This window comes from Amycolatopsis sp. (assembly GCF_035546795.1).
Lineage (GTDB): Bacteria > Actinomycetota > Actinomycetes > Mycobacteriales > Pseudonocardiaceae > Amycolatopsis_E.
On the sequence record NZ_DASZWC010000021.1, the window covers coordinates 63,153 to 89,288 of the forward strand.

At 70.8% G+C, this 26,136-nt stretch carries 22 protein-coding genes; 10 read left to right on the forward strand and 12 right to left on the reverse strand.

What is annotated here, in order from left to right:
* Positions 1-4: 4 nt before the first annotated feature.
* Positions 5-1,285, reverse strand: a complete 1,281-nt coding sequence (locus VHD82_RS14660) for an FAS1-like dehydratase domain-containing protein (protein WP_325702799.1) — start codon at positions 1,283-1,285, stop codon at positions 5-7.
* Positions 1,286-1,400: 115 nt separating this feature from the next.
* On the opposite strand from VHD82_RS14660, the gene VHD82_RS14665 reads away from it, so the two are divergent.
* Positions 1,401-2,807, forward strand: coding sequence for a FadR/GntR family transcriptional regulator (locus tag VHD82_RS14665; RefSeq protein WP_325702802.1), 1,407 nt, complete (start codon positions 1,401-1,403; stop codon positions 2,805-2,807).
* A 47-nt stretch (positions 2,808-2,854) separates the two neighbouring features.
* Here the strand turns inward: VHD82_RS14665 and VHD82_RS14670 are convergent, their stop codons facing one another.
* The 5 genes from VHD82_RS14670 to VHD82_RS14690 all read right to left on the reverse strand — a co-directional run bounded on the left by VHD82_RS14670 (position 2,855) and on the right by VHD82_RS14690 (position 8,876).
* A complete protein-coding gene (locus VHD82_RS14670; RefSeq protein ID WP_325702804.1) occupies positions 2,855-4,378 on the reverse strand; it encodes an AMP-binding protein in 1,524 nt (507 codons plus the stop codon).
* Positions 4,375-5,814: a class I adenylate-forming enzyme family protein gene (locus VHD82_RS14675; protein ID WP_325702807.1), complete on the reverse strand. Its 1,440-nt coding sequence runs from the start codon at positions 5,812-5,814 to the stop codon at positions 4,375-4,377. The genes VHD82_RS14670 and VHD82_RS14675 overlap by 4 nt, the downstream gene beginning before the upstream one ends.
* Before the next feature lie 7 nt (positions 5,815-5,821).
* Complete coding sequence (locus VHD82_RS14680; RefSeq protein WP_325702810.1) at positions 5,822-7,003, reverse strand: acyl-CoA dehydrogenase family protein; 1,182 nt, start codon at positions 7,001-7,003, stop codon at positions 5,822-5,824.
* 8 nt (positions 7,004-7,011) lie between these two features.
* The gene (locus VHD82_RS14685; RefSeq protein WP_325702812.1) at positions 7,012-8,121 is read right to left on the reverse strand and encodes an acyl-CoA dehydrogenase family protein; all 1,110 of its coding nucleotides are present in this window, start codon (positions 8,119-8,121) and stop codon (positions 7,012-7,014) included.
* 143 nt (positions 8,122-8,264) lie between these two features.
* Complete coding sequence (locus VHD82_RS14690) at positions 8,265-8,876, reverse strand: PaaI family thioesterase (RefSeq protein WP_325702815.1); 612 nt, start codon at positions 8,874-8,876, stop codon at positions 8,265-8,267.
* A gap of 145 nt (positions 8,877-9,021) precedes the next feature.
* Here VHD82_RS14690 and VHD82_RS14695 point away from each other — a divergent pair, with 145 nt between their 5' ends.
* Together VHD82_RS14695 and VHD82_RS14700 are read left to right on the forward strand one after the other, a co-directional pair.
* Complete coding sequence (locus tag VHD82_RS14695; protein WP_325702818.1) at positions 9,022-9,333, forward strand: hypothetical protein; 312 nt, start codon at positions 9,022-9,024, stop codon at positions 9,331-9,333.
* Between the two features lie 34 nt (positions 9,334-9,367).
* Positions 9,368-10,864, forward strand: coding sequence for a long-chain fatty acid--CoA ligase (locus VHD82_RS14700; RefSeq protein WP_325702821.1), 1,497 nt, complete (start codon positions 9,368-9,370; stop codon positions 10,862-10,864).
* A gap of 28 nt (positions 10,865-10,892) precedes the next feature.
* On the opposite strand, the gene VHD82_RS14705 is transcribed toward VHD82_RS14700, so the two are convergent.
* Positions 10,893-11,972, reverse strand: coding sequence for an acyl-CoA dehydrogenase (locus VHD82_RS14705; RefSeq protein ID WP_325702824.1), 1,080 nt, complete (start codon positions 11,970-11,972; stop codon positions 10,893-10,895).
* A 131-nt stretch (positions 11,973-12,103) separates the two neighbouring features.
* Here VHD82_RS14705 and VHD82_RS14710 point away from each other — a divergent pair, with 131 nt between their 5' ends.
* Genes VHD82_RS14710 through VHD82_RS14725 form a run of 4 tightly spaced genes read left to right on the forward strand, consistent with a single transcriptional unit; the run spans position 12,104 to position 16,671 of the window.
* Positions 12,104-13,246 (forward strand): thiolase family protein, encoded by a 1,143-nt coding sequence (locus tag VHD82_RS14710; protein WP_325702828.1) that lies wholly within the window; start codon positions 12,104-12,106, stop codon positions 13,244-13,246.
* A gap of 22 nt (positions 13,247-13,268) precedes the next feature.
* A complete protein-coding gene (locus tag VHD82_RS14715) occupies positions 13,269-14,411 on the forward strand; it encodes an acyl-CoA dehydrogenase family protein (RefSeq protein ID WP_325702901.1) in 1,143 nt (380 codons plus the stop codon).
* Positions 14,408-15,583 carry an acyl-CoA dehydrogenase family protein gene (locus VHD82_RS14720; RefSeq protein ID WP_325702831.1) on the forward strand — a complete coding sequence of 392 codons (1,176 nt, stop codon included), beginning with the start codon at positions 14,408-14,410 and terminating at the stop codon, positions 15,581-15,583. The genes VHD82_RS14715 and VHD82_RS14720 overlap by 4 nt, the downstream gene beginning before the upstream one ends.
* Positions 15,580-16,671 (forward strand): acyl-CoA dehydrogenase family protein, encoded by a 1,092-nt coding sequence (locus VHD82_RS14725; RefSeq protein WP_325702834.1) that lies wholly within the window; start codon positions 15,580-15,582, stop codon positions 16,669-16,671. Before VHD82_RS14720 ends, VHD82_RS14725 begins: the two co-directional genes overlap by 4 nt.
* Before the next feature lie 31 nt (positions 16,672-16,702).
* Here VHD82_RS14725 and VHD82_RS14730 read toward each other — a convergent pair whose 3' ends face one another.
* The 3 genes from VHD82_RS14730 to VHD82_RS14740 all read right to left on the reverse strand — a co-directional run bounded on the left by VHD82_RS14730 (position 16,703) and on the right by VHD82_RS14740 (position 19,205).
* Positions 16,703-17,467, reverse strand: coding sequence for a FadR/GntR family transcriptional regulator (locus VHD82_RS14730; protein WP_325702837.1), 765 nt, complete (start codon positions 17,465-17,467; stop codon positions 16,703-16,705).
* An 88-nt stretch (positions 17,468-17,555) separates the two neighbouring features.
* On the reverse strand, positions 17,556-18,347 hold the full coding sequence (locus tag VHD82_RS14735) for a FadR/GntR family transcriptional regulator (RefSeq protein ID WP_325702840.1): 792 nt from the start codon (positions 18,345-18,347) through the stop codon (positions 17,556-17,558).
* Between the two features lie 102 nt (positions 18,348-18,449).
* Positions 18,450-19,205 (reverse strand): FadR/GntR family transcriptional regulator, encoded by a 756-nt coding sequence (locus tag VHD82_RS14740; RefSeq protein ID WP_325702843.1) that lies wholly within the window; start codon positions 19,203-19,205, stop codon positions 18,450-18,452.
* 123 nt (positions 19,206-19,328) lie between these two features.
* On the opposite strand from VHD82_RS14740, the gene VHD82_RS14745 reads away from it, so the two are divergent.
* Genes VHD82_RS14745 through VHD82_RS14755 form a run of 3 tightly spaced genes read left to right on the forward strand, consistent with a single transcriptional unit; the run spans position 19,329 to position 22,509 of the window.
* A complete protein-coding gene (locus VHD82_RS14745) occupies positions 19,329-20,843 on the forward strand; it encodes a fatty acid--CoA ligase family protein (RefSeq protein ID WP_325702846.1) in 1,515 nt (504 codons plus the stop codon).
* A gap of 7 nt (positions 20,844-20,850) precedes the next feature.
* A complete protein-coding gene (locus tag VHD82_RS36805) occupies positions 20,851-21,693 on the forward strand; it encodes a TIGR03619 family F420-dependent LLM class oxidoreductase (protein WP_414637513.1) in 843 nt (280 codons plus the stop codon).
* Between the two features lie 60 nt (positions 21,694-21,753).
* The gene (locus VHD82_RS14755) at positions 21,754-22,509 is read left to right on the forward strand and encodes an enoyl-CoA hydratase/isomerase family protein (RefSeq protein ID WP_325702852.1); all 756 of its coding nucleotides are present in this window, start codon (positions 21,754-21,756) and stop codon (positions 22,507-22,509) included.
* Between the two features lie 11 nt (positions 22,510-22,520).
* Here VHD82_RS14755 and VHD82_RS14760 read toward each other — a convergent pair whose 3' ends face one another.
* Both VHD82_RS14760 and VHD82_RS14765 read right to left on the reverse strand, forming a co-directional pair.
* The gene (locus VHD82_RS14760) at positions 22,521-23,534 is read right to left on the reverse strand and encodes a DUF2889 domain-containing protein (RefSeq protein ID WP_325702855.1); all 1,014 of its coding nucleotides are present in this window, start codon (positions 23,532-23,534) and stop codon (positions 22,521-22,523) included.
* Positions 23,535-23,611: 77 nt separating this feature from the next.
* Positions 23,612-26,059: a CaiB/BaiF CoA transferase family protein gene (locus VHD82_RS14765; RefSeq protein ID WP_325702857.1), complete on the reverse strand. Its 2,448-nt coding sequence runs from the start codon at positions 26,057-26,059 to the stop codon at positions 23,612-23,614.
* Positions 26,060-26,136: the final 77 nt, after the last annotated feature.

Here is a 26,136-nt window from a genome sequence, read left to right on the forward strand (position 1 = left end):
CGGGTCACCCAGCGGCCGGCGCCGCACCGTGCTTCGTCATCATTTCGATCGCGCGCCGCTGCAGATCCGCCGGCACGGCGGGGAGCAGCACGGGTCCGTTTTCCTTACCCGGCAAGGCCAGCGTCGCCGTGCCGCGCATGGTTTCCTCGCCACGCTGGTTGGTTGCGCGGAACGCGACGTCGATCAGCCACCGGTCGTCTTCGAGGTGCTTGCCGGTGACTTCACCGCCGAAGTACTGCACATCGCCCTGATAGTTGAACTTCCGGAGCTGATCGTGCTGGGACACGACCCAGCCGTCGTCGCCCGCCCAGTCGGTCAGGAAATGGTGCGCCCAGCATTCGCGCAGCACGCCGTAGTCGTAGGCCCGCGGGTTGCCGATGGCCTGCGCCCAGGCGGAATCCCAGTGCACCCGTTGCGCCACGTCCGGCACTCCGTACTCGTTGCGGATGTAGAACGGCGCGATCCTTTGCCGGTTCTCGTGCGCCAGCCGTCCGGTCACCAGCCCGTACGGAGCGAAGCCGTAGCCGCCGGCGTGGAACACCACCATGTCGGTCGTGGTCAGCGGGCCCTTGACGATCGGGGTGAGCTCGTCGCCGACTTCGACATCCTCGGCGTAGCGTGTCTCGGCGCCGCGCCGCTGTTCGGCGGCGTAGAGCCGTTCGATGTGCTCGATGTCCGCGTCGGTGTAGGACGGTGCCGCGACACCCGCGTATTTCCCGCGCTCGCGGGCTTTCTTCCGTTCGGTGTAGATGACCAGCGTCCGGTAGACCCCGATCACCTCGGCGTTCTGGTTCATCTTCACGTCCCGGCGGACCTTGACCACCGAACGGCCGGCGAACTCCGAGCGCTTGACCTCGACCGAGTCGAGCCCGCCGAAGCTGTACACGGTGTCGCCCGGGTGGATCGGCCGGTACCAGTCCCAGGTGCCGCCGGAGACGAACGCGTGGATGCCACGGTAACTGCCGCCCCGCTCACCCTTGCCGGGCCGTTCGCCGCGCAGCGGTGTGTTCAGGATCCCGGCCATGATCGGCGGTGCGATCTGGCCGCCCCACCGCGTCCGGCCGCCGTGCCCGGTGTCGGAGTACAGCGGGTTGTCGTCACCGTAGGACCGGGCGAAATTGCGGATGGCTTCCGGTGTCGCCGTGCCCAGGTACTCCTGGGTGCGGTTCGGCCAGTCCCGGCCGACGATCGCCCGGTCCTTCTCGATATCGGTTTCCAGCAGTTCGGCCGAGGTGGCCTCGTCGAACTCTTCCTGTTGCGAGCGGCTGCTCGTCGTCTCGGTCATGAAGTTCCTTCCGCGCTATACAGGGCACTATATTTCGCGAGATTCGGCAGAGTCAACGATCCGAGCAGGATAAGGCTGGCGTTTGACAGGATTATAGGTCACTATTGACGGGATCATGGATGAGTCAGACTTCCGGCGGCGGCACCCGGGCGGCGGACCGAAACTGGCCGAGCGCCTCGCCCGTTCGATCGAGGACGAGATCGTCGGGCAGGGCTGGCCCGTCGGCCGGAACCTCGGCAGCGAAGCGGCCCTCCTCGGGCGGTTCGGCATCTCCCGCGCCACTTTCCGTGAAGCAGTCGGAATCCTCGAATACAAACAGGTGGCCGCGATGCAGCGCGGCCGTAGCGGCGGCCTCGTCGTCCGCGCCCCTGCCGCCGCGGTCGTCGCCGAATCGGTCGCCGCCTATTTCTACTTCGCGAACGTGTCGGTCGACGAGCTCTACGAGACGCGCACCATCCTCCAGGTGCTGGCGGGCAAACTCGCGGCCCGGCGCATCACCGAGGACGATGTGGTCCGGCTGCGGGAGATGACGGACCGGCCCGGGGCGTTCGGCGAACGGTTCGAAGTGACCCTCGGCAAGCTGAGCGGCAACCCGGCGCTGGCGATCTTCCTGCCCACCCTGATGCGGGTGACGGGGATGCTCGCCGGTGCCCCGTCCGGGCTCGAACTGGCGCCCGAGGTCGCATCGGCCCGGCGGCGCGGCTGGCTGGCGATCATCGACGCCGTCATCTCCGGGGACGAGGCCGCGACGGAACGACGGATGACCCGGCACCTGGCCGCCGACCGCGCGTGGATCACCGATTATCTGCGCCGCCACGGCAATCCGGCCACGGTGGCGGGCACCGGTGGCACCGGAAAGCGGGCCGAGCAGATCGCGCTGCTGCTGTCGCGCGAGATCGCCGAACGGGCGCACGAGCCGGGAACCCTGCTCGGCAGCGAGCCGGAACTTCTGGCGCGCCTCGGCATCGGCCGCTCGGTCTTCCGCCAGGCGGTGCGGATCCTGGAACACAACGGGATCGCCCGGATGCGCCGGGGCGCGGCAGGCGGTCTGGCCGCCACGGCCCCGGATCCGGCCCAGGTGGTCGACGCGCTGGCGCTTTACCTGCAGTACCTCAAGGTGGACGTCGCGGCGATCTGCGAGACCCGCACGGCCATCGAGCTGGAAACGGTCGCGCTCGCCGCGCGGCAGGTGTCCGATGTGGACACCACCGTGCTGGCGGAGGCGTTGCGGGCCGAACGGGTGAACGGGGATCCGGCGCGGGACACGCACGGCGCCGTTCACGTGGCACTGGCCGAACTCGCCGGGAACACGTTGCTGACCCTGTTCATCGCGGTGCTCTCGCGGGTCAGCAAATATCGTTCCGACGCGGCCGCGCACGAGGACCCGGCGCGGCTCGCCGCGGCTTCGGCGGACGCGCACGAAGCGATCGCCGAAGCCGTGCTGGCCGGTGACCCGAGCCTCGCCCGCCACCGGATGTCCCGGCATCTGCGGGCACTCGAGCCCCATCTGCGCACCGGGTGATCTGTCCTCTGTGGACATCAGGTGACCGCCGGTCGCGTTGCGACAGGTCACCTTCCGGCGGGACTCCACGCCGTGGCCAGCTCGATCCCGTCGAGCACCGCCGACTTCCGGACCTTGCCCGTCGGCGTGCGTGGCAGTGCGCCGGTGATCACCACGTAGCGGGGGAGCGCGTGCTTCGGCACCCGGTCCACCAGCCACTCGTAGAGCTCGGCCGCCTCGACCCGCGCTCCGCCGGCGGGCTCCACCACCAGCAGCACCTCGTGTCCGGCGACCCGGTCCGGGACGCCGATCACGGCCGAGGCGCTCAGCGCCGGATGGCGGTCCACCACGGACTCCACCGCGGTGGACGAGATGTTCTCGCCCAGCCGGCGGAGGGTGTCGCGGGCCCGGTCGAGGAACTCGAAATCGCCGCCGGGATGGCGGATCACGATGTCCCCGGTGCGGTACCAGTCGCCGGAAAACGCTTTCTCCGTGGCGCCGGGGTGGTTGAGGTACCGCTCCATCAGCATCAGCCTGCTGTCGCCCTTGATCCACAGCTCGCCCGCGGTCCCGTTCGCGACCGGCGTGCCGTGCTCGTCCACCACCTCGGCCTGGTATCCCGCCCGCACCCGGCCGCACCAGACGTGCTCGTGGTCCGGCGGCGATCCCAGGCGTACCAACGGAAAACCGGCCTCGGTCGAGCCGTAGGAGTCGGCCACCGACACGGCGAAACGTTCGGCGAACTGTTCGGCGAATCCGCTGTGATGACCCGCGAACACGAGCCGGAGCGGGTTGTCCTTGTCGTCGGGCCGCGGCGGCTGCGGCAACAGCAGCCCCGCGAGGAACGTCCCGGTCGTGCAGCCGAACCGGCGCACGTCGTCCATGGTGGCGCTCGCCGAGAAGCGCTCCCGGAACACCACCTGCCCGCCGACGTCGCACATGGTCACCAGCGGCGTCCGGCCGGTGACGTGGAACATCGGATGGCAGGCGTAGGTCACGTCTTCGGGAACGAGCGGGAGGCGGCCGATGACCGCGGCGAACTGCGCCCACCGGAGCACGACCCCTTTGGCGGGCCCGGAAGTTCCGGAGGTGTAGATCACGCACGCGGCGTCCTCGGGGCGCGGCAGCGTCGTCAGCTCCGCCGGGGCGGCGGCGAGCGCCGCGGCGCCACCGCGTTCGACCGTCCGGATGTCGAGCGCGGGGCGGCAGCTGCTGAGGCGCTCGGCGAACTCCGGCCGGGACAGCACCAGCGACGGCGCGGCGTCGTCGAGGACGTGTTCGAGGAACTCGCCGGTCAGCTCGGGGTTGACCGGGACCTCCAGGGCGCCGAGACAACCGAGCGCGAGCCAGGCCAGCGTCGAGTCGATCGAGGACGGCAGGAGCGTGGCCACCCGGCTGCCTTCGCGCACGCCGAGCGAGCGCAGCCAGCCGACCCATCTCCTTACCCCGTCCCAGGTTTCGCCGTATGTCGCGGCGCGACCGGTCACCTCGGACAAGAACGGACGATCCGGTTCGGACCCGGCCCAGGCCCGCAGGCGGGCGGGCGGCATCGACGCCGGGTCGGTCACCACCGCGGCGAGCTCGGCTGTCATGGGCGCGCGTTCCCTTCCAGCTCGTGCCTGCGAATCTTTCCGTTGTCCGTGCGGGGAAAGTCCGCCACCTGCCAGATCGAGACCGGCACCTTGTAGGCGGCGAGGCGGTCGCGGACGAACGCGATCAGCTCGTCCCCGTCGGCCAGCGGCGGTTCGGTGCGGACCCAGGCCACCGGCACCTCACCGAGCCGCGCGTCCGGCCGCCCGGTGACCACCGCTTCGCGCACGTTCCCGTGTTCCAGCAAGGCGTTCTCCACCTCCGCCGGGATGATGTTCAGCCCGCCGCGGATGATCAGGTCGCGGCTGCGGCCGGTGAGGTAGATGTAACGGTCCTCGTCGATCCGGCCGAGGTCGCCGGTGTCGAACCAGCCCGCGCCAGGCAGCGCGGCGCCGCGGATCCAGATGTGCCCGTCCGCGCCGGGCGCCAGGGAACGGCCGGCGTCGTCGCGGATGTCGATCTCGATCTGCGGTACGACCCGCCCGGCGGTGCCCGGCCGGCGGGTACCGCCCAGCACGTCGGACAGTGGCTCGAAGGCGATGGTGCCGGCTTCGGTCTGCCCATAGGTGGTCTGCACGGGGATGCCGAAGCGCTGTTCGAACTCCTCCCGCCACGCCGGGGGCAGCGCGGCCGTGCCGGTGGACACCACCCGCGCCGGTGCCAGCGAGTGGACGGGGGAGTCCAGCATCATCCGGATCATCGATGGCACCAGATTGAGCGTGCGGATACCGTGCTGCCGCACCAGTTCGGCATAGCGCACGGGCTCGAACCGCTTCATGACGACCATGCCGCGGCCCCGCCACAGGGTGAACACGATGGCGAACAACGCGGCGATGTGGTTCATCGGGGCGCACTGCACGCGGGCCGGCGGTCCCGGAACGGGCTCCGGCGGAGCGTCGGGGTCGACCTCTCCGCGTGAGACCGCGTCCACCTGGCCCCACACCGCGTGCATGGAATGCACGACCGCCTTCGGGGTGCCGGTGGTGCCCGAGGTGCACAGCACGATTCCCGGGTCGTTCAGGCGGACCCGGGGCGGGGCGAGCCCCGGATCCGGTGCGCAGGCGGCGAAATCGTCGGAGATGAGCAGCGTGCCGGGCAGTCCGAGTCCACTGTGGACTATGTCGGCCGACGAGCCGGCCGCCGTCAGCACCCGGTCGCGTTCGCGCGCCGGGAGCTTCGGCGACAGCGGCGCCGGCACCCCTCCGGCGAGCCAGACGCCGAGCATGGCCGCGACGATGGCGCCGCCGTTGGGCGCGGTGATGGTGACCCGGCTGCCGTCCCGCGGTCCGAGCCGGCGGGCGACCTCGGAAGCCGCCCCGGCCAGCATCCGCCAGGTCCAGGCCGGTCCGTCGTCCTCGATCAGCACGGGCAGGGTGAGCTCGCGCCGGGCCCAGGCCAGGGTCGCCGGGCTCGGCACTGTGCCGGCGGTGAGTTTCACCGTCACCTCAGCGAGCCGGCATGGCGGGATCGTGCGGCAGCCCGAGTACCTGCTCGGCGATGGTGTTGCGCTGGATCTCGACGGTGCCCGCGCCGATCGTGGACGCGCGGGTCCGCAGGAACCCGTACAGCCAGCGGCCGCGCTGGACGGCGTCGGCGGAGTCACGGGTGAGCAGCCCGGCCGGGCCGAGGAGCTCGACCGCGAACTCGTGCAGATCCTGCTCGAAGCGGGAGATGAGGATCCGCGAGACCGACGACGCCGGGCCCGGCTGGCCGGCGGTGAGAATGCTGTCGATGATGCGCATCGCGTTGTACCGCATGATCCGCACCCGGATGTCGAAGTCCGCCAGCCGGTCCCGCACGAGCGGATCGGCGGTGGCACCACGTTCCCTGGCGAGCTGGATCAGCTCGTCGAGCACCCGGCGGTACATCGAGGCCTGGTTCATCGCCCCGGCGGCGCGCTCGTGGCCGAGGCTGGTGCGCACGAGTTTCCAGCCCTCGTTCTCCTCGCCGACCCGGTCGGTGACCGGGACGCGGACCTCGTCGAAGAAGATCTCGCAGAAATCGTGCCCGCCGGTGAGATCCCGCAGCGGCCGCACCTGCACCCCGGGCGCGTGCGCGTCGATGATCAGGTAACTGATCCCGCGCTGCCGCGATTCGGGCGCGCCCGTGCGCACCAGCGTGAACAGGATGTCGGCGATGTCGGCGCTGCTGTTCCACACCTTCTGGCCGTTGACCACGTACTCGTCGCCTTCGCGGCGGGCGGTGGTCCGCAGGGCCTGCAGGTCCGAACCCGCGCCGGGTTCGGAGTAGGCCTGTGCCCACACCTTGTCGCCCCGCAGCATCGCGGGCAGCCAGCGCTGTTTCTGTTCCTCGGTGCCGTAGGTGATGATCGTCGGGCCGGCGATACCGACCCCGGTCGCCACCGGTCCCGGCACCCTCGCGCGGGCGAACTCCTCCTGGTAGATCACCTGCCGGTCGAACGGCAGGTCCATCCCGCCGTACTCGGCGGGCCAGGCGGGACCGGCCAGGCCGGCGTCGAAGAGCGTCGCGTTCCAGGCCCGCTGCCACGCGACCCGCTCGGCGGGGTCCTTCGGCCGGCGGCCGGGATGCCGGGTGGTGAAGAACTCGCGCAGGTGAGCGCGGAACTCCTCGTCGGTCGCCGGGAGGGTTTCGTGCTGTGTGGTCATGGCGCTCCTCAGATCCCGGCCAGGGTCGCCAGCCGCGACCGGTGGTGGGCGGGCGAACCGAACAGGATCTCGTCGGACTTGGCGCGCTTGAGGTACAGGTGCGCGTCGTGCTCCCAGGTGAACCCGATGCCGCCGTGGATCTGGATGTTCTCCTTCGCCGCGTGGGTGTACGCGCCGGAGCAGTAGGTCTTGGCCAGTGCCGACGCGATCGCGGCCTCCGGGCCGGGCGCGACGCCGAGCGCGTAGTAGGAGGCGGACCGGCCCGACTCCACTTCGACGAGCAGGTCGGCGCATTTGTGCTTGATCGCCTGGAAGGAGCCGATCGGCCGCTCGAACTGCACGCGGATCTTCGCGTAGTCCACGGCCATCTCCAGGCACCGGGCGGCGCCCCCGATCTGCTCCGCGGCGATCGCGACCAGCACCAGGTCCCGCAGGGTCTCCAGATGCGCGGCCGAATCCGCCGCGGTTCCGATCCGGGTCGCCGGGGCGGCGTCCAGGTCCACCCTGGCGAGTTCACGGGTCAGGTCGACCGCGTCGAGTTTCGTCGTGCGCATCCCGCCGGCGCCGCTTTCGACGGCGAACAGGCCGGGCCCGTCCGCGGCGCGCGCCACGACGAGCACGAGGCCGGCGGTGGTGCCGTCCGTGACGAACATCTTGGTGCCACGCAAGGTCCAGCCGGTTCCCGCGGGTTCCGCTGTCGTGCGCACCGCGGCGGGATCCCACGATCCCGTCTCCTCGGCGACGGCGAGGGTGGCGATCAGCGACCCGTCGGCGATGCCCGGCAGCCACCGTGCTTTCGCCGCCTCGTCGGCGGACGACGTGAGCGCCTGCCCCGCCAGCGCGACACTGCTCAGATACGGCGAAACGAGCAGGGCCCGTCCCAGCTCTTCGAGCACGATGCCCAGTTCGACCGGGCCGCCGCCGGCGCCGCCGTACTCCGCCGGGATCGCGACGCCCTGCAACCCCAGCTGCGCGGCGAGCCGCGACCACAGACCGCGGTCCCAGCCCTGCCCGGATTCCAGGACACGCCGGATTTCCTTGCTGGGCGACTGTTCCGTGCAGAAGCGGCGGACGAGCCGCCGGAGATCCTCCTGCTCCTCGGTGAAACTGACACTCATCTGGTCTCGGCCCTCCCGGCCACGTTTCTAATGAGGGCACTATATGCCAGGAGGGACGATTGTGAAAGTGGCAGAGATCCTGTGCCGGGCACACCCGTTCCCGGCCCGGCGCGCAAAACCGGTCACTATATAAGCGCCCGGGGCTACGGCTGCCCGGGTTTCAAGGCCACGAACAGGCCTTCGGCGTCGGCGACCACCGTTTCCCCGTCGAGCAGGGCGCCGGTGAGGATCCGCTTGCGGCCTTCTTCCCGCTCGAAGCGCGCCTCGACACGCAGGCGCTGCTCGATCGGGGTGATCTTGCGGTAGTTCACGTGCAGATACGCCGTGCGCGCGCGGGGGCGGCCCGTGTTGGACAGCCTGCCCATCACCTCGTCGAACACCAGCGGGATCGCGCCGCCGTGCACCGCGCCGTTGCCGCCGAGGTAGAACCGGCTGAACGTGACGTGCCCAAGGACGTGCTGTCCGTCCCACTCATCGATGTGCACGGGCGGCGCCATCGCCTGGCCGCGGCCGGGCAGATCCGTCCGGTGCCCGACGATCTGACCGGCCTCCGGCACGGTGAAGGGCTCGAACGCGGCGGCGAGCTTCTCCAGTGTTTCGGCGGTTTCGGTGACCGTCTCCGCGGGCGCGCTCGCGCCGGTCATCCGCGCCTGCAGCAGGCGCAGCGCCTCGATCATGCGAGGGAAGTCCGGCCCGCCCAGCTCCCCGGGCTCGTGGTTCCACCCGCGGCGGTCAAGCCCCTCCGGTCCGGTCACTGTGGCCCCTCCTCTTCGTCGGCTGTCTCGCACATTGTCGTTCAGGGCCTGGTGTCTCCGCCCTGCGGCGCCGGTTCCGGGGCTGGTGCATACGCCGGAGTAAGTTAAGATGAACTAGATCCGGAGGATACAGGAAGGTGCAGCAATGAAGCCGCGAGTCGGACAGATCCTGGCCAGTACCGTGGACGGTACGACCGTCATCGTGGTGAAGGCTCCGGATGGTGAGGTCACCCTCACGTGCGGTGGCGCCGCGATGGCCGACCCCAAGGCCAAGGAGCCCGCGCCGGCGGGCGAGGCGGATCCCGCCCAGATGGCGGGCAACCAGCTCGGGAAGCGGTACGCCGACGACGAGCTGGGTATCGAGTTGCTGGTCACCAAGGCCGGGCAGGGCACGATCGCGGTCAACGGCACGCCGCTGCCGCTCAAGGACGCGAAGCCGCTGCCGGCTTCCGACTGAACCCCCGTCCCCGCCGGCAGAACCGGAGCGTGCGATGAACCTGATGATGGTGCTGGAGATGGCCGCCGAGGGCTTCGGCGACCGTGCGGTCGTCGGCCGGCGGTCCGACGCCCTCACCGCGGCCCGGCTGCGCGACCTGGCGGCCGGTGGCGCCGCGAAAGTCCGTGAGGCCGGCGCCGACGCGATCGTCTATCTCGCCGTGAACGGCCCGGCCTTTCCCGTCGCGCTGTTCGCGGCGTCGCTGGCCGGGGTGCCGCTGGTGCCGGTGAACTACCGGCTCGGCGCCGACCAGCTCGGCCAGTTGCTGGCCAACCACCCCCGGGCGCTCGGTATCGCCGACCCGGCGCAGGCGGAGGCGCTGACCGGCGCCGGCCTGTCCACCCGGACCCCGCACGAGTGGCTGGCGGAAGCGGCCGCCAACGTGCCCGAGACGATCGAAGCCGCGGAAACCGAGGCTCCCGCCGTGATCATCTACACCAGCGGGACCACGTCCAAGCCCAAGGGCGTCGTGCTGCGGCACGAAAACCTCGCCTCCTACGTGCTCGAAACGGTCGAGTTCGCGAGCGCGGGCGAGGACGACGCGGCGCTGATGAGCGTGCCGCCCTACCACATCGCCGCGGTGTCCAACGTGCTCAGCAACCTCTACGCCGGGCGCCGGGTCCTGACGCTGGAGGCCTTCACCCCCCAGGACTGGCTTTCGACCGTCCGCGAGGAGGCGGTGACCAACGCGATGGTGGTGCCGACGATGCTCGCGCGCGTGCTGGGCGTCGAAGGTGACAAGTCGGTGCCGTCGTTGAAGTCGCTGGCCTACGGTGGCGCGAAGATGCCGCTCAAGGTCATCGAGCGCGCGCTTGGCGAGTGGCCGCATGTCGACTTCGTGAACGCCTACGGCCTCACCGAGACCAGCTCGACCATCTCGGTGCTGGGTCCCGACGAGCACCGTGCCGCCGTCGCCAGCAGCGACGACGCCGTGCGTGCCCGGCTGGAGTCGGCAGGCAAGGTCGTGCCCGCGATCGAACTGGAGATCCGGGACGAGGACGGCGAGGTGCTGCCGCCCGGCGCGGCCGGCCGGATCTGGGTGCGCGGGAACCAGGTGTCGAGCGAGTACGCCGGACTCGGGTCTTCGGTGGACGAGCGCGGGTTCTTCGACACCCGGGACCGCGGCAGGCTGGACGAGGAGGGCTTCCTGTTCATCGAAGGCCGCATCGACGACACGATCATCCGCGGCGCCGAGAACATCGCCCCGGCCGAGATCGAGGACGTCCTGCTGCGCCACCCCGACATCGAGGACGCCGTGGTGGTCGGGGTGCCCGACGAGGAATGGGGCCAGCGCATCGAGGCCGCGGTCGTGCCTAGGCCAGGGTCCACTGTGGACAGTGTGGCGCTGCGGCAGTACGTGCGCGAACGGTTGCGCGGATCCAAAACACCGGACTACATCGCGACGTGGGGAGAGCTGCCGCGGACGCCGACCGGGAAGATCCTGCGCCGCGACGTCGTACGCGACCTGCTCGGCGAGCGCGCGGCCCGCTGAGGCCGCGCCTGCCCGCCGGGGCCGGACCTCAGACCCCGGCGGCCAGTGCCAGTGCCACCCGGTCCCGGTGCTCGGCGGGCGAGCCGTAGGCGAGCTCGTTTCCCTTGGCACGGCGCAGATACAGGTGCGCCGGGTGCTCCCATGTGAACCCGATCCCGCCGTGCACCTGGATGTTCTCCTCGGCGCAGTGCACCGCGGCGTCACAGCAGTAGGCCTTCGCGGTGCTCGCCGCCACCGGGTCGGGGCCGTTGTGCAAAGCGGCGGCCGCGTCCCAGACCAGGGAGCCCGCGCTCTCGGCCGCGACGGCCATGTCCGCGCAGGCGTGCTTGATCGCCTGGAACGACCCGATCGCGCGGCCGAACTGGCGCCGGGTCTTCGCGTAGTCGACGGCCATCGCGGTGCAGCGCCGGGCTACTCCGGCCGCGTCGGCTGCCGTGAGGACGGCGATGACGTCCATCGCCGCGGTGTACGCGTTTTCGGCGTCCGCGCCCGCGGCCAGCAGTCGCGCGGGCGAGTTCTCGAAGGTCACTGTGCCCAGCGGCCGGGTCGCGTCGAGCGACTTCAGCGCTTCCCGCCGCACGCCGGCCGCGTCGGCCGTGACCGCGAACAGGGCTGGGCCGTCCGGCGTGCGGGCCGAGACGACGAACCCGTCCGCGGCGGTCGCGTGCGCGACGTAGGTCTTGGTACCGGAGAGTGTCCAGCCGGGCTTTGCCGTCGCCGACACGGCTTGCAGGCCCCAGCCGCTCCGGCCTTCGGCGAGCGCCGGGGTCCACACCTGCGCGCCGGTGGCGAGCGGCTCGACGAGATCGGCCGCTCCGGTGTTGTGCAGTAAGGAAAGCGCGCCCGAGGTCGCCAGGAGCGGGACGCAAGCCAGTGCTGCGCCCGCTTCGACGAGGACGACGCAAAGGTCGGTGAGGGTGCCGCCCTGCCCACCGGACTCCTCGCCGACGATGAGCCCGGCCAGCCCCAGCTTCGCCAGCCGCTCCCAGAGTCCGGCGTCGAACGCGGACCGCTCTCCGACGACCTGACGGACCCGGCTTTCCGTGCTGTGGTCGGCAAACAGGTCCCGCACGCTCTCCTGCAGCCCGAGTTGTTCCGCGGTCAGCACCGTCGCTCGCCCTCCGTCGCCGAGTTGGGTTGAAGAATCTAAACAAACATACTAGCTTTCGGTGGTGACACCGAGGCAAGAGTAAAGATAAACTGCCTAAACTCGGATCAGTTGCGAACAAGGAGGTTCCGGTGCGCGATGCGGTGATCGTCGAGGCGGTACGCACCCCGGTCGGCAAGCGTAACGGCGGTCTTTCGGCCGTGGCACCGGCCGATCTTTCCGCCCACGTGCTCAAGGCGCTGGCCGAACGCTCGGGCGTCGACCCGGCGCTGGTCGACGATGTCGTGTGGGGCTGCGTAGGGCAGGTCGGGGAGCAGGCGCTGGACATCGCGCGCAACGCGGTGCTCGGCGCCGGCTGGCCGGAGTCGGTGCCCGGTACGACCGTGGACCGCCAGTGCGGCAGCAGCCAGCAGTCCGTCCACTTCGTCGCGGCCGGGGTGATCAGCGGCCAGTACGACCTCGCGGTCGCGGGCGGCGTCGAGTCGATGAGCCGGGTGCCGATGGGTACTTCGGCGCAGGGCCAGTGGGCTTTCGGTGAAGGTTTCCGCGAGCGCTACCACGGCGTCGCGCCGAACCAGGGCGTCGGCGCCGAGATGATCGCGGAACGGTGGAAGCTCTCCCGCGCGCAGCTCGACGAGTTCAGCCTCGCTTCGCACGCGAAAGCGGCGCAGGCCCAGGACGAAGGCCGGTTCGACGCGGAGATCACCCCGGTCGAGGTGGACGGGGTCAAGGTCACCGCCGACGAGGGTGTCCGCCGTGGCGGCACGCTGGAGACGCTGGGCAAGCTCAAGACCGTCTTCAAGGAGGACGGCGTGATCACCGCGGGCAACAGCTCGCAGATCAGTGACGGCGCCGCCGCGCTGCTCATCACCAGCAGCGAGAAGGCCGCCGAGCTCGGCCTGCGGCCGCTGGCCAGGGTGCACACGGCGGTGCTGGCCGCGGACGACCCGGTGATCATGCTGACCGCGCCCATCCCGGCGACCCGGAAGGCGCTCAAGCGCAGCGGGCTTTCCGTCGACGACATCGGCGTGTTCGAGGTGAACGAGGCGTTCGCGCCGGTGCCGCTGGCCTGGCTGAACGACATCGGCGCCGCGCCGTCGCGGCTGAACCCCAACGGTGGCGCGATCGCGCTGGGCCACCCGCTGGGCGGCAGCGGTGCCCGGATCATGACCACGATGCTGCACCACATGCGGGACAACGGGATCACCTACGGCCTGCAGACGATGTGCGAGGGCGGTGGCCAGGCCAACGCCACCATTCTCGAACTGCTTTGAGGAAACGGGAAAGGACATGACGATGCGGCGGACGGTCTACGAACCGGAGCACGAGCAGTTCCGGGAGACGGTGCGGGAGTTCCTCGCTCGCGAGGTGGCACCGCACGCCGAGCGCTGGGAGAAGGCCGGGATCGTGGACCGCGAGGTCTACCAGGCCGGCGGCAAGTACGGGCTGCTCGGGTTCGCCATTCCCGAGGAGTACGGCGGCGGCGGAGTGGACGACTTCCGGTTCAACGCCGTCGTGTCCGAGGAGATGGCCCGCTTCGGTGGCAGCACCCCGGCGTTCACGCTGCAGAACGACATCGTGCTGCCCTACCTGCTGTCGCTGGCCACCGCCGAGCAGAAAAAGCGGTGGCTGCCCGGTTTCGCGACCGGTGAGCTGATCAGCGCGATCGCGATGAGCGAGCCCGGCGCGGGCAGCGACCTGGCCGGGATCCGGACGGCCGGCGTGCGCGACGGCGACGACTGGATCGTCTCCGGCGCCAAGACGTTCATCTCCTCCGGGATCAACGCCGACCTGGTGATCGTGGTGACCCGCACCGATCCCGAGGCCGGGCACAAGGGCTTCACGCTGCTGGTCGTCGAGCGTGACATGCCCGGTTTCACCCGTGGCCGTAACCTCGAGAAGATGGGGCAGAAGGCGCAGGACACCGCGGAGCTGTTCTTCGACCAGGTGCGGGTGCCGGCGGCGAACGTGCTCGGCGAGGTGGGCCGCGGCTTCTACCACCTGATGCACAACCTGCCCTCGGAACGGATGTCCATCGCGGTCTCCGCGGTCGCCGGGGCACGCGCGGTGTTCGGCGAAACACTGGAGTACGTCAAGAACCGCAACGCTTTCGGGCAGCCCATCGGGTCGTTCCAGTACAACCGTTTCCGGCTCGCGGAGCTGGAGACCGAGCTGGAGATCGCCGAGGTGTACCTGGACCGCTGCCTGCAACGGGTGGTCGACGGCGAGCTCACCGCGGTGGAGGCCGCGAAGGCCAAGTGGTGGACCACGGAGCTGCAGAAGAAGGTGGTCGACACCTGCCTGCAGCTGCACGGTGGTTACGGCTACATGAGCGAGTACCCGGTCTCGAAGGCCTACACCGACACCCGGATCCAGACGATCTACGGCGGCAGCACGGAGATCATGAAGGACATCGTCGGAAAGAGCCTCGGACTGTGAGCGCCGACGCCGAGCTGGAGACCTTCCGCGCACAGGTGCGCGCCTTCATCGACGCGAACGCACCGAAGGTGAAGCTGCGGGCCGGCGTGCGCAGCCCCGAAACGCGCGAGGAACTGGCGACGCTGCGGGCGTGGACGGCGAAGCTGTTCGAGGCCAGGTACGTCGGCGCGGACTGGCCCGAAGCCTACGGCGGCGATCCCGGGCACGACGTGCTGCGGGATGTCGTGGTGGCGGAGGAGATCGCGAACGCCGGCACCCTGCAGGTGCCCGGCGGCTGCACCCTGGCGGCGCAGGCGCTCCTGCATTTCGGCACCGACGCGCAACGCGAGCGCTACCTGCCGCGGATCCGCTCGGGTGAAGATCTCTGGTGCCAGCTGTTCAGCGAGCCGGGCGCGGGCAGTGACCTGGCCTCCCTGCGTACCAAGGCGGTCCGCGACGGCGACCACTACGTGGTGAACGGACAGAAGGTCTGGACCACCAACGGGCAATGGGCCGATCTCGGCTACCTGCTGGCCCGCACCGACCCGGAAGTGCCCAAGCACAAGGGGATTTCGGCGTTCGCGCTGGACATGACCCTGCCCGGGGTCACCATCCGGCCGCTGCGCGAGATCACCGGCACGTCGGACTTCAACGAGGTGTTCTTCGACGACGTGCGGGTGCCGGCGACGGCGATGATCGGCAGTCCGGGCCAGGGCTGGCAGATCGCGAACGCCTCCCTGGCCCACGAACGCAGCGGGGTCGGCGCTTCGGTGGTGACGATCCGGCGCAACTGGGAGAGCCTCGTCGAGCTGGCCGGCCGGACCGGGCGGATCGACGACGCGGAAGTGCGGGACCGCCTCGCCGCGTTCGCCGCGGAGATCCAGGCGCTTTCGGTGCACACCAAGCTTTCCCTGCAGCGCTGGCGCGACGGGCAGGAACAGGTCACCGACGCGCCGGTGTCGAAGCTCGCCTTCAGCGAGCTGAACCTGCGTCTGGCCGAGTACGCGCTGTCGCTGCTCGGGCCTGCCGGCGTCCTGACCGAGGCAGACGCGGGCGCGGTGGACGACGGTCGCTGGCAGGACGCGTACCTCTACGCCCGCGCTTACACGATCGCGGGCGGGAGTTCGGAGATCATGCGCAACCTCATCGCCGAGCGCGGGCTCGGACTTCCCCGGGAGCAGGTGGCGAAATGAGTGAGCTCGGGCTGAGCGCGGACCAGCGTGATCTGGCGCGGATGGCGCGTGCCTTCTTCGCGGAGCACACGGATCTGAACGCGCTGCTCGCCGAGACGGTGCCGGATCCATTGTGGACGGACCAGCAGCTGAAGGCGGCCGGTGATCTCGGGCTGGCCTCGCTGCTGGCCGCCGACGGCGGCGGCACGCACACGGATCTCGCGGTCGTCGTCGAGCAGCTCGGGCACACCGGTTCCGCCCTGCCGGTCGGCACCGCGGCGCTGGCGGTCGGGCTGGCCGAGGCGGCCGGGATCTCCTCGGCCGGCCTGGGCGAATGCGCGGCGGGCCTGGGGCTGGCGACCGTGGTCGCGGCCGAGCCCGGCGCACCGGAGCTGTCCGGCAAACCCTCGGGCGACGGCGGGCTCGTGCTCTCCGGGCGCGCGGATTTCGTGCCGGCGGGCGCGGCGGCGGACTACTTCCTGGTGCTCGCCCGGACCGCGGAGGGCGGCGCGGTGCTCGCGGTGCTCGACGCCGGCTTCGACGGGCTGACCGTCACCCAGCGCGGCGTTCTCGACATCTCCCGGCGTTTTTCCTCGGTGGAGCTGGAATCGGTGCTGGTCGGTGCCGGTGACTGGGTGGCGGGCGAGCAGGCCGACGCGGCCTTCGCGCTGGCGCGCGACGCGGTCGCGGTGCACGCGGCGGCCGACGCGCTCGGCGCCTCGGCCCGCCTGCTGGAAATGACTCTGGAGCATGTCCGCACCCGTGCGCAGTTCGGCCGGGCCGTCGGCTCGTTCCAGGCCGTCAAGCACCACTGTGCCACGATGGCCGCCGATCTCGAACTGAGCCGCGCGGTCGTACTGGCCGCGATGCGCGCGCTCGACGGCGAGCCGGATGCCAGGGCCGAAGCGGTGTCGGCGGCGGCTTCATTCGCCGGGGAGGCGTGCAGCCGGGTGGCGAGTCTCGCGCTTCAGCTGCACGGTGGCATGGGCTTCACCTGGGAGCAGCAGGTGCACGTGTTCCTGCGCCGCGCCAAGACCGACGAGCTGCTCGCCGGAACCCCACGCTGGCACCGGGACAGGCTGCTGAAGACGGTGGAACCGGCTCGATGACCACTGTGGACACCGCGGCGCGGGACCCGGTTCAGTAGAGCAGGTCGACGACCTGCGTCTCGTCCTCGTCCCGGAACAGGTGCGATCGCGCGGCCTTCATGTGCCTCGTCCAGAACCTCTCCGCGCCCTCACCGTCGCGAGCCTCGACCAGCTCGGCCAGCTTCTCGTAGGCGCGCAAGGCTTTGCGGTTGTTCGCGAGCGTTTCGGCGGAGGTGTTCGGGGTCTCGTCGTAGACGCGGGCCAGATGCCGGTTCACGATCTCCGAAAGCATCCCGATGACGGTGGCGAGTGTCTTGTTGCCCGCGAGCTCCACGACCCGGCGGTGGTAGCGCACGGTCTGCGCGCCGAAATCCGCCGACTCCACGAGCGCGCGGAGCGGCTCGAGCTCTTCGCCGAGCGCGCGGCGGGCGGCCGCGTTGCCTCGCTGGGCGAGGTCCCGCGCGGCCGCAGGCTCGATCACCATGCGCGCCTCGTAGAGGTCACGGATCGTCGTGCCGGAAAGCGTGAGGAGCAAGCCGAACTGGTTCGCGGCGGCCTCGGGGCCGGGGATGGTGACCCGCGCGCCGCCGGGCGGGCCGCGCCGGATGCTGACCAGGGAATCGGCTTCCAGCAGCCGGAAGGCTTCGCGCAAGGTCGGCCGTGAGACGCCGAACTCGGTCATCAGCTGGGGTTCGGTCGGCAGCCATTCGCCGTCACCGATCTCGCCGCGCGCGATCAGCCGCCGGATCCGGTCGGCGACCATGTCCGCCATCTTCTTCGGCCGAACCAGGTTACGGGCCTGGGCAGGTCGGGTCACGCCAGCCTCTCTCAGTTCACGGGCTCGGATCGGAACGAGGGTAGCCCAGAAGCGCCTGCCCGGTGACGCCGACAGGCCGGTCCCGGCGTCAGTACAGCAGGTCGACGACCTGGGTGGCGCCCTCCGTGCCGCCCTTGAGGACGTAGGGCCGGGCGGCCTTCATGTGCTTGATCCAGAATTTCTGGGCACCCTCGCCGTCGCGGGCGTCGACCAGCTGGACCAGCCGCTCGTAGGCGCGCAGCGCCCGCCTGGTGTTGGCGTCGACCTGTTCGGCCGTCTCGCGTGAGTCGGCGAAGACCTGCTCGATGTGCCGGGTGATGATCTCGTTCAGCATCCCGGTGACCGTGGCCAGCGTCCTGTTGCCGGACAGTTCCACCAGGCTCTGGTGGAAGCGCACGATCATGTGGTCGACGGACGCGCCCGCGTCCGCGGCGGCCCGCACCTCCTCCAGCAGCTTGGCGAGCTGCTCGCGATCGGCCGCGGTGCCGCGCTCGGCGAGCTCCCGCACGGCCGCGGGCTCGATCGTCATCCGGGCCTCGTAGAGATCGGCCAGTGTGGTGCCGGACAGCGTCAGCAACATGCCGAACTGCGCCGCGGCGGCTTCGGGGCCGGGGATGGTGACCCGGGCGCCGCCGGGCGGGCCGCGCCGGATGCTGACGAGCGAGTCGGCTTCCAGCAGCCGGAAGGCTTCGCGCAGGGTCGGCCGTGAGACGCCGAACTCGGTCATCAGCTGGGGTTCGGTCGGCAGCCACTCCCCGTCGGTGACCTCCCCGCGGGCGATCATCCGGCGGATGCGGCCCGCCACGATGTCCGCCATCTTCTTCGGGCGCACCGGCACGCCGTTCCCGGAGAAAACCCCGGAGCTCACGTGACTCGTCACAGCTGGTCCTCGGCTTTCGGTGGCAGCGGTGCTGCTCGTTCGGATAAAGTGAATGTAGATAATATACCCGGAAGTACCGCACCGTTCGTTACCGATGACCTGCTACTCCGGCAACTCCACCACCTGGGTTTCCGCGCCCCGGCCGCCCAGGAGGTAGGGTGCCGCGGCCCGCATGTGACGCAGCCACAGTTCCTGCGCGTCGCCGCCGCGCCGGTCGGAGACCAGTCGCACGATCTGCGCGTAGGTCCGCAGGACGTGCCGGTGCCGCCGGCTCAGCTCGGCGCGCGGGGTACGGGTCTCCCGGTAGACGTGAGCCACGTGCCGGGTCATCACCTCGCCGAGCATGCCGACCACGGCGGCGAGGGTGCGGTTGCCCGACAGCTCCACCATCCGCTGGTGGAACCGCACCGTGCTCGGGCCGAAGGTCTCCGGGGTGCTCGCCGCGAGGCGGGCCAGTTCCAGTTCCTCGGCGAAGCTCGCGTGGTCGCGGGGGCTGCCGTGCTCCGCGAGCCGGCGCGCGGCGGGCGGCTCCAGCACCAGCCGCGCTTCGTAGACATCGCGCAAGGTCGCGCCGGAGAGCGTGAGCAGCAGGCCGAAGATGGGCGCGACGGCCTCGGGGCCGGGCAGTCGTACCTGCGCGCCGCCGGGTGGGCCTCGGCGGACCCGGACCAGCGAATCACCTTCGAGGAGGCGGAATGCTTCGCGCAGTGTCGGCCGTGAGACGCCGTACTCGGCCATCAGCTCCGGTTCGGTCGGCAGCCATTCGCCTTCGCGCAACTCGCCCGAGGCGATGAGCCTGCGGATGTGCACCGCGATCGTCTCCGACATCTTCGCCTTGCGCGGGTGCTCGGCCTGCATGGAGAAAGTCTAGTTCATCTAGAGGAAACAGGCGTGGTGACGAAGACATCAGGCCGATTGCCTTCACCGGGGCCAAGAGTATAGATTCATTGGTGAATCTTTCCGTTCCTGTGAGGGGCTTTGATGACGTCGCTGACGAGCCGGCTGAACGGCCTGTGGGAGATCGATCCCGCGGCGCAGGCCATCAGTTACGACGGCAGCTGGTGGACCTGGGGTCAGCTGACCGCCACCGCGGACGCCTGCAAGGAGATCTGGCAGAACGCCGGTGCCGGGCCGGACGCGCGGATCGCGATCGTGCTGGAGAACCGTCCCGAGTTCGCGGCCGCCGTGGTGGCGGTGTTCGCGTCGGGGCGCTGTCTCACCACGGTGAGCCCGTTGCAGCCGACCGCGCGGATGGCCGCCGACCTCGAGCGGGTCCGGCCGCGGATCCTCGTCGCGTCGCCGGCGGTCTGGGAGCGGCTGAACGAAGCCGGTATCCAGGTGGGTCTGCGCGTCACGCTCATGCCGGACGGGAAGGTGCTCGCCGAAGGCGAGCCGCCCGCCCCGAAGCCGGAGCTCGACGACGCCGCGGGGACGGCCGTCGAGATGCTCACGTCGGGCACGACCGGTCCGGCCAAGCGGGTGCGGCTGTCCTACCGTCAGGTGGAAAGCGCTCTCAATTCGGCACGTTCCTACGACCGCAGGCCGGAGTCGGAGCGCAAGGCCCTGCCCCAGGGGGTGGGCATCGTCGCGAACCCGATGGTGCACATCGGCGGGCTGTGGGGGGTCCTGCAGTCCATGCGCGACCATCGCCGGATCGTGCTCCTCGAACGCTTTCGCGTGCAGCCGTGGGTGGACGTCATCCGCACCTACCGCCCGAAGCTGGGCAGCCTGACCCCGGCCGGGATCAAGATGGTGCTCGACGCGGACGTGCCTGCCGAGGACCTGTCGAGCCTGCGGGCGATCAACTCCGGCACCGCGCCGCTGGCGCCGGAACTGGCCGAACGGTTCCAGGACCGCTACGGCATTCCCGTGTTGTCGGTCTACGGCGCCACGGAGTTCTGCGGCGCCATCGCGGGCTGGAGCCTGGACCAGTTCCGCGAGTACGGCCGGAGCAAGCGGGGCAGTGTCGGACGTGCCCAGCCCGGCGTGCGGCTGCGGGTGGTGGACAACGAGGGCAACGAACTGCCGGCCGGAACCTCGGGGCTGCTTCAGGTGTGCACGCCGCAGGCCGAAGCCGGTGCGGATGCCTGGACGGCGACCAGCGACCTGGCGCGGATCGACGAGGACGGCTTCCTCTGGATCGAGGGCCGGGCCGACGACACGATCATCCGGGGTGGCTTCAAGGTCAGCCCCGCCACGGTGGCGACGGTGCTGGAGAAGCACCCCGCGGTGCGGGAGGCCTCGGTCGCCGGGCGCGACGACGCGCGGCTCGGGCAGGTTCCGGTCGCGGCGGTCGAACTGGCCACCGGACACGCGGCACCGGCCGAGGAAGAGCTGATCAGGCTGTGCCGCCGCGAGTTGCTGCCGTATGAGGTGCCGGTCCGGATCCTCGTGGTCGACGCACTGCCCCGCACGCCGTCGATGAAGGTGTCCAGGGTGGATCTGCTGGAACTGTTCGACCGCTTCGACTCCGAACGGGACGAAGCCGCAGTCTGAAGGGAGTATGCCGGTGCGGTTCACCGTCGAACACCCGGTCGGTCAGGCGGACTGCGCGGCCGGGCTCTACGGCCCGGAAGGGCTCGCCGAGTTCGCGCGGGCGGCCGAAGAGGCCGGCTTCGACGCGGTCGCTTTCACCGAACATCCGGCACCTTCACTGAAGTGGCTGCGCGCGGGTGGGCACGCGAGCCTGGATCCGTTGGCCGCGCTGGCTTTCTGTGCCGCGACCACCAGCCGGATCCGGCTGCTGACCTACCTGCTGGTGCTGCCTTACCGGAATCCGTTGCTGGCGGCCAAAACCATCGCGACCGTCGATCTGCTCTCCGGTGGGCGGCTGACACTCGGGGCCGGCGGCGGTTACCTGCGTTCGGAGTTCGCCGCGCTGGGCGCGGATTTCGGGACACGGGGGGCGCTGCTCGACGAATCGCTCGAAGTCCTGCGCGGACTGTGGTCCGGCGAGTCGTTCGGCTTCGACGGCCGTGCCTTCACGGCCGGCGCCGGTACAGCTGCCGCATCCTCCGGTGTGGATCGGCGGCAACGGCCGCAACGCGCGACGCCGCGCCGCCCGCGCCGCGCAGGGCTGGAGCCCGTTGCTGATCGACGAACGGTTCGCCGCGACGACCCGGACCGCGGCACTGTGCACACCGGACGACCTCGCGGCGGCGGTCTCGGACCTGCGGGAGCTGACCGAAGCGGAGGGCCGGGACCCGGCGGCGCTCGACGTGCAGGTGCAGTCGCGCCACAGCGACGTGCTCATCGACGGCGGCTCCCTGGACGAGCACCGGAACCACCTTGGCGAAATCGCGGGGGCCGGGGCGAGCTGGTTCGTGGTGCGGGTGCCCGGGAGTAGCCTTTCCGAGGCCACCGAAGCACTCGCCCGGTACGGCCGCGAAGTCCTGGGAGGACCGCGATGACACCGGTGCTCGTGCGCGATGAGGGCAACCGGCGGCTGATCACGCTCAACCGCCCGGAGAAACGCAACGCGCTGGACGTCGAAGCGGCGGCGGCTGTCGCGGCGGCCGTGCGGGCAGCGGCGGACGCCGGGGTCCGCTCGGTGATTCTCACCGGCGCGCCTCCCACGTTCTGTTCGGGCGGGGACCTCCCGGCGCTGGCCGCCGTCGCCGAGCGCGGTTCACTCGCCGCGACTGACGCGATCTACCGCGATTTCCACGGTATCGTGCGCGCGATCCGGGACAGCCCGCTTCCCGTCATCGCCGCGGTCAACGGTGCGGCGCTGGGCGCGGGGCTCGATCTCGTCCTGTGCTGCGACCTGCGTGTCGCGGCGGAGGCCGCGGTGTTCCAGAGCACCTGGGTGCGCGCGGGTCTCGTTCCCGGCATGGGCGGCGCGCATCATCTGCCGCATGTCGTCGGCTCCGCGCGAGCCGCCTCGATGCTCCTGTTAGGACGGTCGGTGACCGCGGCCGAAGCGCTGGAGTCCGGCCTGGTCAGTGAAGTCGTGCCGGACGGCGAGGTGCTGGCCGCCGCCGAAGGCATCGCGGACGAGGTGGCGAAGCTGCCGGCCGTCGCCGTCGCCCGCACGAAAGCCGCGCTGCGCCGGGGGATCGACGCGGGCCTCGAAGCCGAGCTCGCCACGCTCGGCGCCCAGCAGGGCCAGCTGTTGCTCGGCGAGGACTTCCAGAAACTGGCCCGGCGTCTGGCACGCTGAACTGCCGCCGGTCACCCGGCGAGACGGAGCAGGTCGGGAACGTCGGCCAGTGCGCGGAGCGTGTCGTTGAGATGCGTGCAGGTCGACGTGCCGGTGAACCTCCGGCGGACATGGGCGCGCAGGCCGGCCAGCGGCACTCCCGCGAGCCGGGTGGCACTGGCCGCGGCGGCCGGGCATTCCACCCAGGGCAGGGCGCGCGGTGTCGCCTCGCACGAACGCACGACCCCTTCGGCGGCGTCGAAATCGAGCACCACCGTGTATTCGTGGATCACGGTTTCCAGCCCGTCGGGCCGCACGTGGGAATCCCGGTAGAAGACGTCCACGCGTTCCCGGGCGGGATCGACGTCGATGCGGCGGGAACGGCGCATCGCATGGGGCGGCAGCGGTGGCACGTCGTGCCAGGCCCACGGGTCCGCACCGGTCAGCGGCGGGGCGGCGGGGCCGGTCACGACCGGTGCGATGCCGATCGCGTCGATCTCGGCCATGATCGTGCCCCCGTCGGCGAACCCGGCACACATGTCACGCCCGTGCGCGTGCCCCGCGATCCTGGACGGCCGGTGCCCGCCCTCGGCCTGTTTCGCCGCGCCGTAGGCCTGCCCCGACACCAGTGTGGTGACCGGAATGTCGTCCAGCAGCTGGTAGAGCAGCGCTCCGCCTTCGCCGAGCGCGGGCACGGCGTCGAGCACCCTCGCCCGGAACCCGGACCCGACGCTCGTACCCCTCAGCCCGTCGAGCGCCGGATACCCGGGATCGGTCGACAGCGCTTTCAGCTCCCAGCCACCGGTGAAGTCGACTGTCGCGTCCAGCGTCGCGCGATCCAGCTCGACCGGCGTGCCGTCGTGCCCGGTCCGCAGGTCGCGGGCGCGGCCGGCGAGCACGAGGGGGCCGTCGATGCCCTCGGGCCGCAGCATGTCGGTGGTCACGGTCCGCCGGACGGATCCGGGGACCCGCGCCGGGGTCCCGGTTGTCGGTTCGTGGATGCCGTGTCGCGGATGCAGCGGCCCGAGGAATACCGGTGCCCCCAAGGCGAACCTCCTACCGTTGCATGAAAACGTCATTCTCAGTAGACGCCGCGGCGAGGCTCGCTGTCAAACAAGGTGGTTCAGGACACGATTTCCCGCCCCTTCAGGTCGGCGACGGCCGCCTCGTCGTACCCGAGTTCCGCCAGGATGGCGTCGGTGTGCTCGCCCGCGAGGCAGCCTGCCTTCGCGCAGGTCGCGGAGCGGGAGAACCGCACTGGCGCGCCCATCCGCCGGTGCTCCTCGAAGATCGGGCTCTGCGCGGTGACGGTGTACTCGGCCACCAGCGCGGCATCGGTCTGGAAGAACAGCTCCGGAGCCTGTTCGGTGACCGAAACGCAGCCGATGTCCCGTGCGGTCAGCCGTTTCTCCCAGTCCTCGGCCGTGCGCGTGCGGAAGATCGCGGCGAGCGCGGTGCTGAGCGCTTCGTCGTGGGTTTTCCGGTCTTCCGGCGTGGCGAACCGGGCATCTCCCAGCAGGTCCACTTCCTCGGCCAGCGCGGGCCATTCCTTGGGCGCGGGGGCGGCGAGGAACACCCAGCCCTCGGAAGCCTCGTACAGCCGGTACAACGCGTGGTACCCGTTGCCCTCACTGTCGACCGTGGGCGAATCGGGGCGGCCGGCGTAATCGATCACCCGGTCCACGAGGGCGTGCGTCGCCGTGCCGAGCATCGTCGTGGTCATCGGGGGCAGCGGCCGCTGCCGTGCCCTGGCCACCAGGCCCAGCAGCATCGCCGAGGCCACGCCGAGGGCGGCGACGCCGTCGGCCTGGACTGTGGGCACCGCGGCGGCCTGGTTGAGCCGGAGCGAAGCCCTTTTGATGTCGGCCATCGAACCGGTCGCCTGCGTCGCGTTCGGCACGTCGGCCAGCGCGAAGCCCGCCGCGGCGCCGATCGAAGGCGCGTACGCCGGCCGGTGGCCGTACGGCCCGTCGGTGCCGTAGCCGGGCGCGCTGAGATAGACCAGGTCGGGATTCAGTTCCCGCAAGGTGCGTTCGCCGAGTCCGATCCGTTCGGCGGCGCCGGCCCGGAAGGCCTGGAGCACGACGTCGGCCCGGCGGACGAGCTCGTGCGCGATCCGCAGCCCGTCCTCGGTGCCGAGGTCGAGCGCGATGCTTTCCTTGCCCTGCATGACGCGCGCGCCCCCGGCTTCGGGAAACGGCAGGATGTTGCGGATCGTGTCGCCGTGGCGGGTTTCCACCTTGATCACCCGCGCGCCGAGGTCGGTGAGCATCGTCGAACCGAACGGGGCCGCGAACATCAGCCCGAACTCCACGATCGTCACGCCTGCCAGCGGCAGGCCGCCGGCCGCGACCGGTTCGGCGGCAACGGTTTCCGCCTGCGCCGCGAGCGCGCGCAGCGCCGGGCCGTGTTCGTCCGGCCCTGGCGCGGGGCGTGGGGGCATGAGCGGCTTTCCCTGTGCGTGCACGAGCGTCGAGGGCTGCCGCACCGGCCCGCGCTCGGGGTCGGCGAACACCACGGCCCGGCCGTCGTGGACCAGCTGCGGATGATCGAACACCTGCGGGCCCGCCCGGTAGACCTCGGCGTTGACGTCCGGATTGGTGTCGAACACGTGCTGCCACTGCGCCAGGGTGCGCTCGCCGACCTTGGCGATCATGATCTCCCACAGCTCGGTGCGCAGTTCCTGCGTCGGGAGTACCGGCAGCCCTTTCCATTTTTCTTCGGCCATCAGGTGCAGCAGGCCGAGTTCTTCGAGCATCGCCTTGAACAGCCGGGGTTCGGTCTGGGCGAACTGGAGCCAGTGCCCGTCCTTCGTCGGCGCCACCAACAGCGGATAGAGCAGCGGTGACTGCGGCTCTCCCTCGTCGTCGAAGGCGGCGACCGTCTCGTACGCGCCGGGCCAGCGCAGCCCGACCAGCTCGGTGAACCAGCTCCAGGTGTCCAACATGGACAGTCCGCGGACGAGGTCGGCCTCGACGTGCTGACCGTGCCCGGACTTCTCGCGTTCCAGCAGTGCGGAGAGGATCCCCTGCAGCGCGGTGTGCGCGGCGCCCCAGCCGGCGTAGGGGACGGAGACGAATGTGGGGCCCCGGCGGCCGCCCATCCGGCGTTTGGCGTGGAAGAGACCCGTTTTGGCCATCACGAGGGCTTCGTACCCCTTGAAATCCCGCCACGGCCCGCCGCGTCCCCAGCCGGTGATGGCGGCGCTGACCAGCCGCGGATTGAGCTCGCCGAGCGCCGCCGGGGTGAGTCCCCATGCGGCCAGGGTGGCGGGGCGGAACGTGGTGACGAAGACGTCGGCGGTGCGGAGCAGCCCGCCGAGCGTGGCGCGGTCGGCTTCGGCGTGCAGATCCAGCACGGCACTGCGCTTGCCCCGCGCCAACGCGGGCCACGCGGCGAGCGACCGGAGCGGGCTTCCGCCGGGCGGCTCCACCAGCACCACGTCCGCGCCCGCGTCGGCGAGGAACTGCGTCGCCTGGGCGCCGGGAAGTGTGGTGGACAGATCGATGACGGTGAGGCCGGCCAGCGGAGCGTCGATATCGTCCTTCGGATCGAAGGGTGCCGTGCCCATCGATCACCTCCTTGTGATCGGAACGCGAACTCACTGCGACTTAGTAGTGTGAGCCAGGTCGCATGGATCGTCAAGAG

What these genes read in the sequence shown, in the direction of transcription:
- VHD82_RS14725 (WP_325702834.1), top strand. Translation starts at nt 15,580, where the DNA reads ATGAGTGAGCTCGGGCTGAGCGCGGACCAGCGTGATCTGGCGCGGATG.
- VHD82_RS14715 (WP_325702901.1), top strand. Translation starts at nt 13,269, where the DNA reads ATGCGGCGGACGGTCTACGAACCGGAGCACGAGCAGTTCCGGGAGACG.
- VHD82_RS14700 (WP_325702821.1), top strand. Translation starts at nt 9,368, where the DNA reads ATGAACCTGATGATGGTGCTGGAGATGGCCGCCGAGGGCTTCGGCGAC.
- VHD82_RS14680 (WP_325702810.1), bottom strand. Translation starts at nt 7,003, where the DNA reads ATGACCACACAGCACGAAACCCTCCCGGCGACCGACGAGGAGTTCCGC.
- VHD82_RS14665 (WP_325702802.1), top strand. Translation starts at nt 1,401, where the DNA reads ATGGATGAGTCAGACTTCCGGCGGCGGCACCCGGGCGGCGGACCGAAA.
- VHD82_RS14660 (WP_325702799.1), bottom strand. Translation starts at nt 1,285, where the DNA reads ATGACCGAGACGACGAGCAGCCGCTCGCAACAGGAAGAGTTCGACGAG.
- VHD82_RS14695 (WP_325702818.1), top strand. Translation starts at nt 9,022, where the DNA reads ATGAAGCCGCGAGTCGGACAGATCCTGGCCAGTACCGTGGACGGTACG.
- VHD82_RS14685 (WP_325702812.1), bottom strand. Translation starts at nt 8,121, where the DNA reads ATGAGTGTCAGTTTCACCGAGGAGCAGGAGGATCTCCGGCGGCTCGTC.
- VHD82_RS14755 (WP_325702852.1), top strand. Translation starts at nt 21,754, where the DNA reads ATGACACCGGTGCTCGTGCGCGATGAGGGCAACCGGCGGCTGATCACG.
- VHD82_RS14670 (WP_325702804.1), bottom strand. Translation starts at nt 4,378, where the DNA reads ATGACAGCCGAGCTCGCCGCGGTGGTGACCGACCCGGCGTCGATGCCG.
- VHD82_RS14765 (WP_325702857.1), bottom strand. Translation starts at nt 26,059, where the DNA reads ATGGGCACGGCACCCTTCGATCCGAAGGACGATATCGACGCTCCGCTG.
- VHD82_RS14745 (WP_325702846.1), top strand. Translation starts at nt 19,329, where the DNA reads ATGACGTCGCTGACGAGCCGGCTGAACGGCCTGTGGGAGATCGATCCC.
- VHD82_RS36805 (WP_414637513.1), top strand. Translation starts at nt 20,851, where the DNA reads ATGCCGGTGCGGTTCACCGTCGAACACCCGGTCGGTCAGGCGGACTGC.
- VHD82_RS14740 (WP_325702843.1), bottom strand. Translation starts at nt 19,205, where the DNA reads ATGCAGGCCGAGCACCCGCGCAAGGCGAAGATGTCGGAGACGATCGCG.